General features: G+C 69.3%; 16 protein-coding genes and 1 pseudogene. 11 read left to right on the top strand and 6 right to left on the bottom strand.

Features of this window, described 5'->3' with window-relative positions; genetic code table 11:
• Nucleotides 1-166 (top strand): transposase (locus tag KGQ19_RS40920; protein WP_212019578.1); only part of this gene is annotated, 166 nt, incomplete at its 5' end.
• A gap of 1,388 nt (nucleotides 167-1,554) precedes the next feature.
• Here KGQ19_RS40920 and KGQ19_RS40915 read toward each other — a convergent pair.
• From KGQ19_RS40915 to KGQ19_RS40900, 4 genes are all read right to left on the bottom strand, one after another.
• Complete coding sequence (locus KGQ19_RS40915; protein ID WP_268908158.1) at nucleotides 1,555-2,421, bottom strand: thiazole synthase; 867 nt, start codon at nucleotides 2,419-2,421, stop codon at nucleotides 1,555-1,557.
• Between the two features lies 1 nt (nucleotide 2,422).
• On the bottom strand, nucleotides 2,423-2,638 hold the full coding sequence (gene thiS, locus KGQ19_RS40910; protein WP_212019574.1) for a sulfur carrier protein ThiS: 216 nt from the start codon (nucleotides 2,636-2,638) through the stop codon (nucleotides 2,423-2,425).
• 71 nt (nucleotides 2,639-2,709) lie between these two features.
• Nucleotides 2,710-3,867, bottom strand: coding sequence for a glycine oxidase ThiO (gene thiO, locus KGQ19_RS40905; RefSeq protein ID WP_230420225.1), 1,158 nt, complete (start codon nucleotides 3,865-3,867; stop codon nucleotides 2,710-2,712).
• 100 nt (nucleotides 3,868-3,967) lie between these two features.
• Nucleotides 3,968-5,203 (bottom strand): low temperature requirement protein A, encoded by a 1,236-nt coding sequence (locus KGQ19_RS40900; RefSeq protein WP_212019568.1) that lies wholly within the window; start codon nucleotides 5,201-5,203, stop codon nucleotides 3,968-3,970.
• A gap of 50 nt (nucleotides 5,204-5,253) precedes the next feature.
• Here KGQ19_RS40900 and KGQ19_RS40895 point away from each other — a divergent pair, with 50 nt between their 5' ends.
• The 5 genes from KGQ19_RS40895 (at nucleotide 5,254) to KGQ19_RS40875 (ending at nucleotide 8,578) form a co-directional block, all read left to right on the top strand.
• Nucleotides 5,254-6,426, top strand: a complete 1,173-nt coding sequence (locus KGQ19_RS40895; protein WP_212019566.1) for an NAD(P)/FAD-dependent oxidoreductase — start codon at nucleotides 5,254-5,256, stop codon at nucleotides 6,424-6,426.
• 10 nt (nucleotides 6,427-6,436) lie between these two features.
• Nucleotides 6,437-6,859 (top strand): Rv2175c family DNA-binding protein, encoded by a 423-nt coding sequence (locus KGQ19_RS40890; protein WP_212019564.1) that lies wholly within the window; start codon nucleotides 6,437-6,439, stop codon nucleotides 6,857-6,859.
• Nucleotides 6,856-7,515, top strand: coding sequence for a thiamine phosphate synthase (gene thiE, locus KGQ19_RS40885; protein WP_212019563.1), 660 nt, complete (start codon nucleotides 6,856-6,858; stop codon nucleotides 7,513-7,515). The genes KGQ19_RS40890 and thiE overlap by 4 nt, the downstream gene beginning before the upstream one ends.
• Before the next feature lie 191 nt (nucleotides 7,516-7,706).
• A complete protein-coding gene (locus KGQ19_RS40880) occupies nucleotides 7,707-8,156 on the top strand; it encodes a guanyl-specific ribonuclease (protein WP_212019561.1) in 450 nt (149 codons plus the stop codon).
• Nucleotides 8,153-8,578 carry a barstar family protein gene (locus tag KGQ19_RS40875; protein ID WP_212019559.1) on the top strand — a complete coding sequence of 142 codons (426 nt, stop codon included), beginning with the start codon at nucleotides 8,153-8,155 and terminating at the stop codon, nucleotides 8,576-8,578. Before KGQ19_RS40880 ends, KGQ19_RS40875 begins: the two co-directional genes overlap by 4 nt.
• On the opposite strand, the gene KGQ19_RS53155 is transcribed toward KGQ19_RS40875, so the two are convergent.
• Entirely contained in the window at nucleotides 8,550-8,831 is a 282-nt protein-coding gene (locus KGQ19_RS53155; protein ID WP_329956307.1) for a helix-turn-helix domain-containing protein, read from the bottom strand. The two genes, KGQ19_RS40875 and KGQ19_RS53155, sit on opposite strands and share 29 nt — an antisense overlap.
• A 176-nt stretch (nucleotides 8,832-9,007) precedes the next feature.
• On the opposite strand from KGQ19_RS53155, the gene KGQ19_RS40870 reads away from it, so the two are divergent.
• From KGQ19_RS40870 to KGQ19_RS40855, 4 genes are all read left to right on the top strand, one after another.
• Nucleotides 9,008-10,915 (top strand): glycoside hydrolase family 18 protein, encoded by a 1,908-nt coding sequence (locus tag KGQ19_RS40870; RefSeq protein ID WP_230420223.1) that lies wholly within the window; start codon nucleotides 9,008-9,010, stop codon nucleotides 10,913-10,915.
• Nucleotides 10,916-11,196: 281 nt separating this feature from the next.
• On the top strand, nucleotides 11,197-11,880 hold the full coding sequence (locus tag KGQ19_RS40865; protein ID WP_212019555.1) for a hypothetical protein: 684 nt from the start codon (nucleotides 11,197-11,199) through the stop codon (nucleotides 11,878-11,880).
• A gap of 1,806 nt (nucleotides 11,881-13,686) precedes the next feature.
• Nucleotides 13,687-14,304: an NAD(P)-dependent oxidoreductase gene (locus tag KGQ19_RS40860; RefSeq protein WP_212019553.1), complete on the top strand. Its 618-nt coding sequence runs from the start codon at nucleotides 13,687-13,689 to the stop codon at nucleotides 14,302-14,304.
• 5 nt (nucleotides 14,305-14,309) lie between these two features.
• Nucleotides 14,310-15,275 carry an amidohydrolase family protein gene (locus KGQ19_RS40855; RefSeq protein WP_212019551.1) on the top strand — a complete coding sequence of 322 codons (966 nt, stop codon included), beginning with the start codon at nucleotides 14,310-14,312 and terminating at the stop codon, nucleotides 15,273-15,275.
• A 23-nt stretch (nucleotides 15,276-15,298) separates the two neighbouring features.
• Here the strand turns inward: KGQ19_RS40855 and KGQ19_RS40850 are convergent, their stop codons facing one another.
• Nucleotides 15,299-15,844, bottom strand: coding sequence for an MMPL family transporter (locus KGQ19_RS40850; protein ID WP_307856667.1), 546 nt, complete (start codon nucleotides 15,842-15,844; stop codon nucleotides 15,299-15,301).
• Nucleotides 15,845-15,863: 19 nt separating this feature from the next.
• On the opposite strand from KGQ19_RS40850, the pseudogene KGQ19_RS40845 reads away from it, so the two are divergent.
• Nucleotides 15,864-16,058, top strand: a pseudogene (locus KGQ19_RS40845) (response regulator transcription factor); the annotation flags it as partial.

Below are 16,058 nucleotides of genomic sequence, written 5' to 3'. Positions count from 1 at the left end.
CGACCACAACCTGTCCAACGCCCTGATCGAATCCATGAACACCAAAATCCGCCAGATCACCCGCACCGCCTACGGCTTCACCAACCCCGAAGCCCTCATCGCCCTCGCACTCCTCGCCCACGGCGGCTACCGACCCCAACTACCCGGCCGAACCACCCACGGATAAGTCAGGGGCGCCGATTTTTACGGCCTTCGGTCATAGTTGTGCCGGTTCGGGGTTCGAGTCGGCAGGTATGCGACTTGGCTGCCGGTTTTCGCGTTCACAACCCCGCCGCACCTCAGGCCTCTTCAACTCCGGTAGGCCTGAGCAAGGGCAAGAGCCAGATCAAAGGCCAGATCAACAGCAAGATCAAGAGCTGTGGTGAAGGGCCGGGCCTCCGGCGGGCCTCGGCAACCTCAGGGAAACTAGCGCCAGTCCATCGGGTGGCCGATCTAGTCTCAGCGGCGGCGGTTTGTGGGGTGGTGCGGTCCGTTCCCCTCGGTCGCGTCGTCAGCCCGGGGGGTACAGCACCGGTGTCCGGGGGTAAAGTCCGCGCACTTGCGGTCATGCGTGTGAGCTGCGGTTTTTGATAGCGCGAACTTGACCCCCGGCCACCGGCACTGTAGGCGAAGCCCTGCCGACGCGACCGAGGGGAACGAACCGAAAACCAGCCGGAGAAGTGCAAAGCAGGGGGTGCGGTACCGGCGGCTCGGCGAGTTCGGCTGCCGGTCAGGGGGCTGGCAGCGCGGCAGTCGCTCGGGTGCGGATTCCGAGCTGGCGGGTGCCGGATCAGTGCGGCCACAATCGATACCGCCGCGATAGCAGGTATGCCGAGTCAGACCAACAGAAGGCGGATATGTCAACGACCAGCTGATCACCGGCCCGCCGCCAGGTCCTGACCGGCAGAAGAATCGCAGAACTCGTGTCCATGTTCCCTGCGATTGCTATTCTTCCGGCTGGTTTTCGGTTCGTTCCCCTCGGTCGCGTCGGCAGGGCTTCGCCTACAGTGCCGGTGGCCGGGGGTCAAGTTCGCGCCGTACGAAACCGCCGCCTACCTGCATGACCGCCGCGCGCGGACTTTACCCCCGGACACCGGTGCTGTACCCATCGGGCTGACGACGCGACCGTGGGGAACGGACCGCACCACCTCACAGGCCGCCGCCGCTGAGCCCTGGCCCAGCCACCCTAGGGAACCGCGCTAGTTTCCCTGAGGTTGCCGAGGCCCGCCGGAGGCCCGGCCCTTCACCATGGTTTTGACTTTGATCTTGCTGTTGATCTGGCCTGTGCTGTTGATCTAGCTCTTGATCTTGCCTGTGCCCTTGCTCCGACTTGCCGGAGTTGAAGAGGCCTGAGGTGCGGCGGGGTTGTGAACGCGCGAACCGGCAGCCGACAAACACACCCACCGACCCGAACCCCGAACCGGCACAACTATGACCGAAGGCCGTAAAAATCGCCTTTCAACCCACACGCCAACCGCAACCCGGCCCGAGAACTCCAGCCCCACAGAAAGACCCGAACCCCGAACAGCTCCGGCGGTATAGATCTATCGGCAGCCACAGACCAAGCAGCAAAACTCAATCGTCGAACTCAGGCACCTCATCACGCAAATGCGCCCGACCATCCATAGTCGAAGAAGCCTGCGCGTGATAGCGCTTAGGCATCCGCCCCGCCCCGCGCGCCAGCCGCCCAGCCTCAATCGCGTGCCGCATCGCGCTAGCCATCGCCACCGGGTTCTGTGCGCGGGTGACCGCAGTGGCCAGCATGACGCCCGAGCAGCCCAGCTCCATCGCCAGCGTGGCGTCCGAGGCGGTGCCGATGCCGGCGTCCAGGATCACCGGGACCGAGACGGCGTCCACCATCAGCTCGATGTTGTGCGGGTTGCGGACGCCCAGGCCGGAGCCGATCGGTGCGCCGGCCGGCATTACGGCCGCGCAGCCGAGTTGCTCCAGTCGTTTGGCCAGTACCGGGTCGTCGTTGGTGTAGGGCAGGACGGTGAAGCCGTCGTCCACCAGGGCTTCGGCGGCTGCGACCAGTTCGATCGGGTCGGGGAGCAGGGTGTGTTCGTCGGCGATCACCTCGACCTTGATCCAGTCGGTGCCCAGGGCCTCGCGGGCCAGGCGGGCGGTCAGGATCGCCTCGCCGGCGGTGAAGCAGCCGGCGGTGTTCGGCAGGACCTGGATGTTGTTGCGCTTGAGCAGGTCCAGTACTGAGCCGCGGGTGGCTGTGGACACGCGCCGCAGGGCCACTGTGGTCAGTTCGGTGCCGGAGGCCAGTAGTGCCTGCTCCAGTACCTCCAGCGACGGTGCGCCGCCGGTGCCCATGATCAGTCGGGAGGAGAAGGTCTTGCCGCCGAGTTCGAAGACGTCGGTGGGCTTGGCGGCCGGGGCGGGGCTGCTGCCGGCGCCGGACTCCCCGCGTGCTGCTTCGAACAGCGTCGTCATGTCAGCCTCCTTGCACGGCGGTCAGGATCTCGACCCGGTCGCCGGCCGCGAGCGGGGTGCCGTCCCAGGACGCGCGCGGGACGACCGTTTCGTTGACGGCCACGGCGATGCCGCCGCGGTTGCCGTCGCGCGCCGCCTGGACCAGCGAGAGGACCAGGTCGGCGACGGTGGTGCCCTCGGTGAGCTGCGAGGGCTCGCCGTTCACGGACAACTGCATCTGCGACGACTGCATCTGCGACGACTGCATCTGCGACGACTGCGTGTGCGAGGACTGCATGTGCTCAGCGCTCATTTCTGGGGACGCCCGAACCGTTGGGGACTGAAGGGGGCCAGCGCCTCCGGGACCTCGCCGGTGGCCAGGATCTCGGCCATCCCGTCGGCGGTGGCCGGGGTGAGCAGTACGCCGTGCCGGTAGTGGCCGGTGGCGTAGAGCAGCCCGGGCAGCGCGGTGGGACCGATCATCGGGGCGTTGTCGGGGGTGCCGGGGCGCAGCGCGGCCCGGGTCTCGATCAGCGGCAGCTCGGTGATGCCGGGGACCAGTTCGCGGGCGTCGCGCAGCAGTTCGTAGACGCCGCCGGCGGTGACTGTGGTGTCGTAGTCCTGCTCCTCGACCGTGGCGCCGAGGACGAGTTCGCCGTGGGCGCGCGGCACGAGGTAGGCCTGGTTGTTGCGGACGACGTAGCGCACCGTGCGGGAGACGAACGGCCGGAACACCTCCGGCACCGCCAGCCGCAGGATCTGCCCCTTGATCGGCCGCACCGGCGGCAGCAGCTCCGGCGGGATGCCGCCGATCTGCCCGGACCAGCAGCCGGCCGACAGCACCACCTGCTCGGCGGCCAGTGCCCTGCCGTCGTCCAGCACCACGCCGGTCGCGCGGTCCCCGGCCACGGTCACCTCGGCGACCTTCGACCGTACGATCCGCACCTGGGGCTCCCGCTCCAGCGCCGCGAACAACGCGGCCAGCAGCATCCGGTTGTCGACCTGGTGGTCCCCGCTGACCAGCAGTCCGCCGCGCACGCTCGGCGCCAGCATCGGCTCCAGCCGCCGGGCCTGGCTGCCGGCCAGCCACTCGGCCTTGAGCCCCAGCGACTGCTGGAACAGGTGCAGGTCGGCGAGCACTTCGCGGTCGTCGCCGTCGAAGGCCACGACCAGCGTCCCGGCCTCGGTATAGCCGGGGTCCAGGCCGCCGGCGGCCTCCTGGAGTTCGGCGATGAAGGACGGATACCGCTTGGCCGAGGCCAGGTTCAGGTCGAGCAGGGTCTCCTCGCCGTAGTGCAGTTCGGTGACCGGGGTCAGCATCCCGGCCGCCGCGAACGAGGCGTTGGCCCCCGGCGCCGGATCGCAGAGCGTCACCGACAGTCCCCGGACCGCGGTCCGCCAGGCGGTGGCCAGACCGATCAGGCCGCCGCCGATGATCAGAACGTCTGAACGAGCGGGTTCGGGCATGGTCATCAGTGTAGATCCGACGTCCGATGTACGGGATTCAGCGGCCGGGTTACGGGATTGCGCGGCCGGTGTACGAGGTTCAGCGGCGGACGTACGAGGTTCAGCGGCCGGCCGCCCCTTGCCACACGTTGATCAGCAGCAGCGGCTTGCCAGTGCTGACCCGGTAGAACTCGACCGCGTTGAGTGCGATGACCAGCGCGGCCAACATCGCCAGCGGCGCCAGCGCGGGCAGGCCGGGGGACAGCGCCGTGATGACGGCGGCCCCCAGCGCGGCTCCGACCCGGGTGTAGGAGGCGCCGCCGAACATCATGATCCGGGTGTAGCAGAACGTCGCGATGTAGAGCGTCACCCCGCTGCCGAGCAGCAGCGCGTGCATGCCGTGCAAATGCGCCCCCGGATCGGCCACCGCCTGCGACATCCCGGCCGCGGCCAGGATGATGCCCAGCACGAACAGCATGTGCCCGTAGGTGAACGAGGACCGGACCAGGACTGCCGGCACCTTGGCGACCCGCAGCGCGTGCTCGGTCGCCGAGGCCCCGTACTGGAAGTACGTCCACCACAGCCCGCAGGACAGCAGAAAGGCGACGAACAGCGTCACCGCCTCCTGGCTGTGCAGCGCGATATGCGTTCCGCCCTGCCCGATGTCGGTCAGCGTCTCGCCGAGCGCGATGATGATGAACAATCCGAAGCGCTCCGGCAGGTGCGAGGCGTCGAACTGCATGTAGTCCAGCCGGTGCCCGAGCACTATCGGCACCGCGAGCTCGATCAGCGCGATCGCCAGCCAGGCCCACTGCCGGCTATCGGCCGGGAGCAGCCCGGCCAGGGTCCAGGCCAGACCGGCCAGGACGCCGACGGTGAACGGGTTCAGCCGGATCCGGAACGCCTCGCGTCGCTGCATCGGGATGCCGAGCAGGATCCGGGAGACCAGGTACGCGCCGCCGAACAGCACGCCGCGGTTGCCGTAGGCGTCCGGCACCGAGATGCACATGACGAACGCGGCCCCGGCGATCGCCAACAGCAGCAGGTGCCGCTTCGTCGCGGTGATCACCATGCCGTTGAACAGGATGGCGCAGCCGACCCAGGCCCACCAGAACGGCACGAACAGCAGCACCGAGCGGCCCAGGCCGGCCCACCCGGCGCCGACGTAGACCGCGTGCGCGATCTGCGTCACCGCGAATACGAAGACCAGGTCGAAGAACAATTCGGCCCAGGTCACGCGCTGCACGGCGTGCGGGGAGCGGCCATGGTCCTCGCCGCTGTCGTCGGCTGTTATCTCGGTGCTGTCCCCGTCGGCCTCGGCCTCGATCGGGGTGTCCGGGTAGTCCTCGCTCGCCACGGCGACCATGATGGCCCATACAGGTTTTCCCCGAGATACAGTGGCGGACGATGAAACTAGAACGTGTTCTCGTTGTCGGCGGCGGGATGGCGGGGCTGCACACGGTGCGGTCACTGCGCGAGAAGGGTTTCCAAGGCGCGATCACGTTCCTGGGCGCCGAACAGCACGCCCCCTACGACCGGCCGCCGCTGTCCAAAGCGGTGCTGACCGGCTCCGGCCGCGCCACCGAGCAGGAGGTCGGCGAGCTCGCCTTCGCCTTCGACTTCGCCGAGGCCGAGGTGGACTGCCGGTTCGGCGAGCGCGCCGTGGCCTGGGCGCCGGGCGTGGTCAGCACCGAGACCGGCGTGGAGTTGCGCTACGACCGGCTGGTCGTGGCCACCGGCTCCGAACCGATCCGGCTCGGCTTCGGCGAGACACTGCGCACCTACGAGGACGCCGTACGGCTGCGCGCACGCATCAACGGCGGCAAGCCGATGGCCATCGTCGGCGCCGGGTGGATCGGCGCCGAGGTGGCCACCGCGGCCCGCGACGCCGGGACCGAGGTGGTGATCCACGAGGCCCGGGAACGGCCGCTGGCCGCGGTGTTCCCGCCCCAGGTCGGCGAGGCCATGGCCGGCTGGTACGCGCAGGCCGGCGCCGACCTGCGGTGCTCGGACCCGGTCGACGGCCCGCCGCCGGGCACCGACCACACGCTGGTCGCGGTCGGGGCGCGGCCGGACACCCGCTGGCTCGGCGAGGCGTTCCACCGGGCCAAGGACGGCTCGCTGCTGGTGTCCGAGCACCTGGAGACCAACGTCCCCGGCGTGTTCGCGGTCGGCGACGTCGCGGCCTACCGCAGCGTCCGCTACGGCGGCCGGCACATCCGGGTCGAACACTGGGACAACGCGCTGCGCGGCCCGCAGGCGCTGGTGCCGAACGTGCTGGACGGCGTCGGCGCGGCCGTGCACGACCCGGTGCCGTACTTCTGGAGCGAGCAGTTCGGGCGGATGGTGCAGTACGTCGGGCACCACACCTCCGCCGACCGCATGGTGCTGCGCGGCGACCTGGCCGCGGCGACCTGGTCGGTGTGCTGGCTGGACCCGCACGGACGGCTGACCGCGGTGCTGGCCGTGGGCCGGCCGCGCGATCTGGCGCAGGGCCGGCGGCTGGTGACCGCCGCCGCGGTGCTGGACGCCGCCCGGGTGGCCGATGCCGGGGAGGCTTTAACGTCGGCGGTGCTCTAGAACTCCTGGCATGCTGGAGGGCGTGACTGAGAAGAACACCGCTGTTGGGACCCGTTCCGTCGAGGCCCAGCGCGACTCGATCGACCCCGCCATCGACGCCCTCGTGGGGGAGTGGCTGACCCTCCCGGACGTCGCGGAGCGCTTCGGCGTCCAGGTGACCCGCATCCGCCAGCTGCTGCGCGACAACCAGCTGATCGCCGTCCGCCGCGGCGAGAACCACGCCCTGCACGTCCCGGCCGGGTTCATCGTCGAGGACCACACGGTCAAGGGCCTGACCGGCACCCTGACCCTGCTCAAGGACGCGAAGTTCACCGACGCCGAAGCCCTGCGCTGGCTGTTCACCCCCGACGACTCGCTGCCCGGCACCCCGGTCCAGGCGCTGCGCGAGAACCGCGGGACCGAGGTGCGGCGGCGCGCGCAGGCCGAGCTGTGAGTCCGGCGGCGGCCGGGCCGCGCGCCAAGCTGGCGGACGCCCGGCTGTATCTGTGCTGCGACGCCCGGGAGAAGCAAGGCGACCTGCCGCAGTTCCTGGACGCGGTGCTCGGCGGCGGCGTGGACATCGTCCAGCTGCGGCAGAAGGGCATGGAGGCGCGGCAGGAACTGGCGGCGCTCGAAGTGTTCGCCGACGCCTGTCAGCGGCACGGGAAGCTGCTGGCCGTCAACGACCGCGCGGACGTGGCCCTGGGCGCCGGGTCGGACATCCTCCACCTCGGCCAGGACGACCTGCCGGTCTCGCTCGCGCGCCGCATCATCGGCGAGAACCCGATCATCGGCCGCTCCTGCCACGCCGAGGAGGAAGTCGACGAGGCCGCGCTGGCCGACGGTGTGGACTACTTCTGCACCGGCCCGGTCTGGCCGACCCCGACCAAACCCGGACGCCCCGCCCCCGGCCTCAGCCTGGTCGAGTACGCGGCGCTGCTGGCCCCGGAAGGCTCGCGGCCGTGGTTCGCGATCGGCGGGATCGACGCCGGGAACCTCGGCGAGGTGCTGGCCGCCGGCGCGCGCCGGGTGGTCGTGGTGCGGGCACTGACCGAGGCCGCTGATCCGGGTGCGGCCGCGGCTGAGCTGAGCGGGATGCTTCGGGGGTAGTGGTTGTGGGGCCGGCGCGGTCAGTCCGCGCCGGCCACCAGCCCGGCATGCCGCCACTCATGCCGCGATTCCTAGCGCCACTCATGTCGCGATTCCCGGCGCCACTCACGTCGCGATTCCCAGCGCCACCCATGGCGCCACTCGTGCCGCGATCGCGTGCCGGTAAGGGCACCCTGCGTTAGGCTCCCAACGTGAGCCCGTCCGCGTCGCGTCGTCGCATCAGTCTGCTCATGCTGCTGCTCGCGGCGCTCGTCGCGCTCGTCGCGCTCGCGGGCTGTGGCAGCGGCGGCGATAGCGGCAGTGGCAGTGGCTCGTCCGGCAAGAGCACGACCTCGGTGGCCAAGCCCGCGGGCATGGCCAGCATCGCCGAGTCGGCCCTGCCCGCCGAGGCGCGCGACGTGATCAAGCGCATCGACGACGGCGGCACCTTCCAGTACCGGCAGGACGGCGTCACCTTCCAGAACCGCGAGCGCCGCCTGCCCTCCGAGCCGAGCGGCTACTACCGTGAATACACCGTCGCCACGCCCGGTGCGGCAGACCGCGGCGCGCGGCGGCTCATCCTCGGCCGCAAAAGCGAGCTCTACTACACCCCGGACCATTACCGGTCCTTCATGTGGGTCCTGCGAGGTGGTACGCCATGACAGCGTTGGCCCACGTCCTCGGCGACGCCGGTCCGGGAGTCCACCTGTGGCACTCCGACCGTCCCGCCGCCGAGATCCGCGCCGAGGCCGAGGAGATCGGCTGGCGCTGCGTCATCGTGGACGGCTCGCGCGTTCGCGACAAGCCGCAGTTCCTGGAGGAGTGCGAACGCTCCTACCGCTTCCCGGCCTACTTCGGCCACAACTGGGACGCGCTCGCCGACTGCCTCGCCGATCTGCAGTGGCTGCCCCCGCCGGAGGCCGGCAGCGGCGCCGGGATCCTCACCGTGTTCGAGGACAGCAACACGTTCGCCTTCGCCGACCTGGACGCCTACAGCATCGCCCTGGAGGTCTGGGAGGAGGCCGCCGAGGCCTGGCGCCGGATCGGTGTGCCGTTCACGGTGTTGTTGCGTCCGGGAGAGTGACCCGCGGCGCGTTGGAGTCCGGGCCGAAGTCGTGTCCCCGGATTGTCTCGAAGATCTGGGTCCGGCCCGGTACCCGGCGCGGATTGCGCAGGAACATCTCCACCAGTGCCGGCTCCGTAGGAGTCAGCCCGAGGTCCGCTCGGCGCGGCGTTGGTGCTCCATAACAGGGCCCTGAGCCGGGCTCGTAGTTCGGCCGGTGCGTCCGGCGGGTTCCGCGCGTGCGCGGCCAGCGCTTCGATGCTGAGAGCGTCATCCGCCGCTCCTCAGGGAATCCCCGGGCGTTCAGACTCTTGACACCCCGTCTGGTCTACACCATTTTGAACACAGCCCCCGTGGTGTAGACCACTACCCCCACAAGATCTGCGGGGTCTTCCCCAAGAGAGGTGTGCTTTGACCTTGGCAAGAACGCGCTTGCGTGCGTTCGCGGCCATGTTGGCCGCCATCCTGACCGCCGCCACGATGACTGTCGCGATGAGCGCGTCCCGCGCCCACGCCGACAGCAATCTGGTGGTGAACCCCGGCTTCGAGACCGGAAGCCTGAGCCCTTGGACGTGTGACGCCGGCACCGGCAGTGTGGTGTCGTCCCCGGTCCACAGCGGCGGCTACGCGTTGGCCGGAGCGGCGAACAGCTCCGACGACGCGCAGTGTACGCAGACGGTGGCGGTGCAGCCGAATTCGGCCTACACGCTGTCGGCCTATGTCCAGGGCGCCTACGTCTACATAGGCGCCACCGGCTACAGCTCCACGTGGACGCCGTCGGCGTCCTCCTACCAGCAGCTGTCGACCAGCTTCACCACCGGCGCCTCGACCACGAGCGTCCAGATCTACCTGCACGGCTGGTACGGGCAGGGCACGTACTACGCGGACGACGTCTCGCTGATCGGACCGGGTGGCCAGACTCAGGTGCCCCCCGTGCCGACCGGCCTGGCGGTGACCGGCACGACGTCCAGTTCGGTGTCGCTGTCGTGGAGCGCGTCCAGCACCGCCACCGGGTACAACGTCTACCGCGGCGGCAAGCTGGTCGGGAGCGCGACCGGGACTTCGTACACTGACTCCGGCCTGAGTGCTTCGACCAGTTACAGCTACACGGTTTCCGCGACCGACTCCGCAGGGGAGTCGGCGCAGTCCGGGGCGGTCAGCGCCACCACGGCGTCGAGCGGGACCTCGGTGCCGCCGACTCCGAGCGGGCTGACGGTGTCCGGGACGACCGCGAGTTCGGTGTCGCTGGCATGGAGCGCGGCCAGCGGTGCGACCGGGTACAACGTGTACCGGGGCGGTTCGAAGGTCGCCGGCGTGACCGGGACTTCGTACACTGACTCCGGTCTGAGCGCGTCCACCAGCTACAGCTACACGGTCTCGGCGACCAACGCCGCCGGCGAGTCCGCGCAGTCCGCGGCGGTGAGTGCCACCACGGCCAGTTCCGGGGGCAGTGGCGGTTCGCTGCCCAAGCATGTGCTGACCGGGTACTGGCACGACTTCGTGAACTCCGCCCAGCCGCTGAGCCTGGCGGCCGTGCCGGCCGGGTACAACCTGGTCGCGGTGGCGTTCGCGAACGCCGACCCGAGCAACCCCGGCGGCGTGACGTTCAGCGTCGACTCCGGGCTGTCCTCGGCGCTCGGCGGATACACCGACGCGCAGTTCAAGGCGGACATCGCGACTCTGCATTCGCGCGGCCAGAAGGTGATCATCTCGGTCGGCGGGCAGAACGGCGCGATCAGCGTCAGCGACTCCACGTCGGCGAACAACTTCACCAACAGCGTCTACGGGCTCATGCAGAGCTACGGGTTCGACGGCGTCGACATCGACCTGGAGAACGGCGTCAACGCCACGTACATGGGCCAGGCGCTGGAGTCGCTGTCGGCCAAGGCCGGCTCGGGGCTGATCGTCACGATGGCCCCGCAGACCATCGACATGCAGTCCACCGGCATGGCGTACTTCCAGCTGGCGCTGAACATCAAGAACATCCTCACGATCAACAACACGCAGTACTACAACTCCGGCACGATGAACGGCTGCGACCAGGGCGTCTACGCCGAGGGCACGGAGAACTTCATCACCGCGCTGGCCTGCATCCAGCTGCAGGGCGGCCTGCGTCCGGACCAGGTGGGCCTGGGCCTGCCGGCCTCGGGCAGCGCGGCCGGCGGCGGGTACGTGTCGCCGTCGGTGGTGAACGACGCGCTGGACTGCCTGGCGTCCAAGACGAACTGCGGATCGTTCGTCCCGCCGAGCACCTGGCCGAGTATCCGCGGCGCGATGACGTGGTCGATCAACTGGGACGCCAGCAACGGCTGGAGTTTCGTGAACACCGTCGCCCCGCACCTGGCGGCTATGCCGTGAGGCGGTGAGACCGGCTCCCCGGCGCGCGCCGGTTCCGGTCGCCGGACCCGGACGGGGTCGGCGCTGACGTCCTGAGACAGGGCCGACGCCGGGCGCCGGGAGAGCCATGCGGCGGCCGTCGGACTCCGGTCCGGCGGCCGCCGCGCGGCGTCCGGGGCGCTTCCCCGGGGGCAACCGGCACCGGTCCGAGCCGCTCACCAGCGTCAACGCTCTGCACTACGGTGGATGACGTGGTCCACGCTGTCGCAGCCGTCTTCTCCGGCGCGCTCACCGTCGTGCTGATGCTCCTGGTCGTCGCGATCAGCCTGCTCGCGCTGCTGGCTGCCCTGGGCCTGTTGCTGGGCTTTGCGGGCCTGCTGTCAGGCGGAAACGAGGACTGGCTGGACGCCGCCGGGGAGGTGCTGTCGTGGATCTTTCAAGTGCCGGTGTTCCTGTGCAGGATCTGCGTGCGGATCAACCTGCGCCTCGCGACGCGAGCGCCGGGGCCGCGGCGGTGGCACGTCTGGGTGGCGAATCATCCCGCGGCGGCACAGTCCGCGCGGAGCCGGCTGGTACGGCGCAGGCGGGTCACGCCGGAGATGCTGCGCGACGTGTTCGTCAGCAAGACCACCACCGAGCGGGTGCGGATCGACGTGGTCCTGCGTTGCGACGACTTCGGCGGCGTGATGCAGGTGATGCCGTCGCTGGTGAGTGATTCGCCGGAGCCGGCCTATGTCTGGCCACTGACATATGCTGATGACGCCACCGTCGTCCAGAACGCCCTGCGCCGCTGCTTCACCGACAAGAATCTCTACCGCCTGCTAAGCGGCTACGCGCGGTTGGCCAGCTTGGCCGGGCCCGAGGCCGTGTGGGCGTTGGAGCTGGACCGCGTCGGTTCGCTGGACCTCATGGATCCGGTGGTGCGTGCTTCCATGCTGTCCGGCGAGGCCGACGAAATCCTGAAATTGCTGGAGCGGTACTACTAGTGTAGTGCCGTATCAGGCAACGTTTGCGCTGGTGATGGTTTGGCCTGGGCGGAGGTTGTCGGCGTGGTGGCTTCGCTAGATTGCTGGCCGGGTTGCGGTTGGTCTGTGGTTTTCAAAGGCTTTTTACGGCCTTCGGTCATAGTTGTGCCGGTTCGGGGTTCGGGTCGGCGGGTGTGTTTGTCGGCTGCCGGTTCGCGCGTTCACGACCCCGCCGCACCTCAGGCCTCTTCAACTCCAGTAAGCCAGCGCAAGGTCAAAAACTGTGATGAAGAGCCGGGCCTCCGGCGGGCCTCGGCAACCTCAGGGAAACTAGCGCGGTTCCCTAGGGTGGCTGATCTAGTCTCAGCGGTGGCGGTTTGTGGGGTGGTGCGGTCCGTTCCCCACGGTCGCGTCGTCAGCCCGGGGGGTACAGCACCGGTGTCCGGGGGTAAAGTCCGCGCGCGGCGGACATGCAGGTAGGCGGCGGTTTCGTATGGCGCGAACTTGACCCCCGGCCACCGGCACTGTAGGCGAAGCCCTGCCGACGCGACCGAGGGGAACGAACCGAAAACCAGCCGGAGAAATACAAGACGCAGGGAACGAGGACACCGGTTGGTTGATGCGGCTGCCGGTGAGGCCTTGGCGGCGGGCCGGTGTTCGGTTGGTCGGGAACATGCCCGGGTGCGGTAGGCGGCGTGCCTTAGTGGCCAGGTCTATCTGTCATCCGGCGGCGGCGATCTTGGCGGCCAGGCGAGCCCGCGCCCACACCTGCACCCGCCAACCCAGAATGCGCCCTCGGAACTGCCGCGCCCGCCAGCCCAGAATGCGTACCTTCGGGACTGCTGCACTGCCAGCCCCCAGGCCAGCGGCTGAGCTCGCCAGCCCAGAATGCGCACCTCGGGGCTGCTGCGTTGCCAGTACCCTGACTGGCGGCCGTGCTCGCCGAGCCGCCGGTACCCGCACCACCCGTTTTGTATTTCTCCGGCTGGTTTTCGGTTCGTTCCCCTCGGTCGCGTCGGCAGGGCTTCGCCTACAGTGCCGGTGGCCGGGGGTCAAGTTCGCGCTGAACAAAACCGCCGCCAACCTGCACAACCGCCGCGCGCGGACTTGACCCCCGGACACCGGTGCTGTACCCCCCGGGCTGACGACGCGACCGAGGGGAACGGACCGTAGCCACCTCAGGGACCGCCGCCGCTGAGACTCACCCAGCCACCCGAGGGAACCGCGCTAGTTTCCCTGAGGTTGCCGAGGCCCGCCGGAGGCCCGGCTCTTCACCACAGCCCTTGACCTTGACCTTGACCTTCAGCTCTTGATCTTGCTTGTGGCTCTTGCCCTTGATCTTGCTTGTGCTGTTGATCTTGCTTGTGCCCCTTGCACTGACTTGCTGGAGTTGAAGAGGCCTGAGGTGCGGCGGGGTTGTGAACGCGGGAACCGGCAGCCGACAAACACACCCACCACCCCGAACCCCGAACCGGCACAACTATGACCGAAGGCCGTAAAAATCGCCTTTCAACCCACACCCCAACCGCAACCCGGCCCACAAACTCAAGCCCCCAGCAAACTCACCCGCCAACAGATCCGCCCGCCAACAGATCCCGCCCGCCGACCGACACATCGCGAACCACATCGCGAACCACATCGCGAACCACATCGCGAACCACATCGCGGACTCCCGCCCGAGCAAAGCGCGAACTCCCAGGCAAACGTTGCCCGACACGGCACCAGCTGCCCGCTCAGCACTCCCACCCTGGCGCGCACCGGCTTGACAGCTCTAACCAACACTCGTTTACTTAAGTCACCAACACTTGTTCAGTTAGAGAGGCAGCCATGCGTGTCGCAGTTCTCGGTGCCACCGGCAAGGTCGGGCAGCTGGTCGTCCGGCAGGCCGTTGAACGGGGCCACGAAGTCATCGCCCTGGTTCGCCGCCCGGATGCCTACGCCCGGCCCGAGCAGGGCACCGTCGAGGTCCGCCAAGCCGACGTCACCAAGCCGGAGGCGTTCCCCGACCTGAGCGACGCGGACGTCGTGATCTCCACGCTCGGCATCAGCAAGGGCGACGGGCCCGGGACGCTGCTCGCCGGCGCCAAGGTGCTGGCCGGACTGCCGACCCGCAGGATCGCGCTCGGCGCGCTCGGGTCCGGGGCGTCGGCCGGGGCCGGTGGCGGGGTGTACCAGACGCTCATGAAGCTGGTCATCGGCAAGCAGCTCCCTGAAAAGGCCGACGCTGACCGGATCGCCCTGGACGCCGGCGTGACCGTCTTCCACGCACCGGACCTGCAAGTCGGCGGCATCAGCGACACCCGCCGCACCGTCGCCCTGACCGACTACCCGAAGCCCTTCTGGCCGCCGCGCATCTCCCGCGCCACCGCCGCGGCCCTCATGCTCGACGAAGCCGAGCACCCCACACAGAACGCGAAGATCCTGGTACCGGTCGGAAAGGCCTGATCACCGTGAACGGGTACATCGCCCTTGAGGAAGCCATCGCTTTCCCCGCTCTCGCCTCGCGCCGGCCGCCGATGCCCTACCCGGACAACATCCAGCCGGACTTCATCGCGCACGTGATGGCCCGGCTTCCCGACGTGACCGACTTCCGGCTGCCCGACATGGACGCCAACGGTGTCGCGATGCAGGTACTCTCGCTCACCGTCCCGGGCATCGAGGCCGACCCCGATCCGCGGCGCGCCGTGGCCGACGCCCGGTTCGTGAACGACTCCCTCGCCGCGATCGTCCACACCCACCCGACCCGGTTCGCAGCCTTCGCCGCGCTCCCCCTCCAGAACCCGGACGCGGCCGTGGAGGAGCTGCACCGCGCCGTCGGGCACCTCGGGTTCAAGGGCGTCCTCGTCAACGACCACATCCAGGGCGAATACCTCGACGCCCCGGCCTTCGACCAGGTCTGGTCAACGCTGGCCGAGCTCGACGTCCCCCTGTATCTGCACCCTGGCATGCCTCCGGCGGACCGCTGGCACGTCCTCGACGGCCACCCCGAACTCGACGGCGCGCTGTGGAGCTGGCAGGCGACGACCGGCGGCCACGCGATGCGCGTCGTGATGTCCGGAGTCTTCGACCGGCACCCGACCGCACGGATGATCCTCGGGCACGGCGGCGAATTCCTGCCGTTCCAGCTCTCCCGATTCGACTCGCGCTACGCGACCCTCACCGTCCCGAAGCCGTTGCTACGCAACCCGTCCGAGTACTTCGGCACCAACGTCCTGGCCACCACCAGCGGCCTCCTGGCCCCGGCCGCCATCGAAGCGTTGGTGCACGTGATCGGCGCGGAGGCGGTGCTGTTCGCCATCGACTACCCCTACGAACAGACCGACAGGGCCATCGCGGCTCTCGACCGCACGGCCCTGCCGGAAGGCGACAAGCAGAAGATCGCGTTCGGCAACGCCCGCCGACTCCTGCGTCTTTGACGAGGCGCCGCCCTGCGCTGGCGCTACCTGTCAGCCGTCGCTGTCGCCACCCCCACCGCCACCACCCGCTCAGCCGGCGGCACCGGCGAAGGCGCCACCCGCAACACCGAAGCCGCCCAGCCCGGCAGCCACCAGTTCCACCGGCCCAGCACCCCGACCATCGCCGGGACCAGCAGGCAGCGCACGACCACGGCGTCCAGGAGGATGCCGGCACCGAGGCCGGTGGCGAGGACCTTCACGTCCACCGTGGGGGTGGTCGACATCGACAGGAACGACAGGAACAGGATCAGCGCCGCGCTCGTCACCAGGCGGCCGGTACGGCCGATGCCGGTCACGACGGCGTGGTCGGTGGCGCCGGTGGCGTCGTATTCCTCGCGCATGCGGGTGAGGATGAAGACCTCGTAGTCCATCGACAGGCCGAACAGGAACGCGAACACCATGATCGGCACCCACACGGTCACCGAGCCGGTCGCCGGGACGCCCCACAGCGCGTGGCTGCCGTGGCCGTCCTGCCAGACCAGCACCATCACCCCGTAGGCCGCGCCGACCGAGAGCAGGTGGAACAGCACGGCCTTCACCGCCAGCACCACCGAGCGCGAGCGCGAGGTTCTGACACTGGTCGGCACGGGCCTGTCGAACGACGAGATCGCCGGCGCGCTGCACCTGTCGCCGCTGACGGCCAAGACGCACGTCAGTCGGTTGTTGACGAAGCTGGGGGCTCGGGATCGCGCTCAGTTGGTGGTGACGGCCTACGAGACGGGGCTGGTGGTGCCGGGGGTGGGT

Source organism: Catenulispora pinistramenti, from assembly GCF_018274385.1.
GTDB lineage: Bacteria > Actinomycetota > Actinomycetes > Streptomycetales > Catenulisporaceae > Catenulispora > Catenulispora pinistramenti.
The sequence above is the reverse complement of the archived record's forward strand: the minus strand, read 5'-3'. Positions and strand labels throughout refer to the sequence as shown.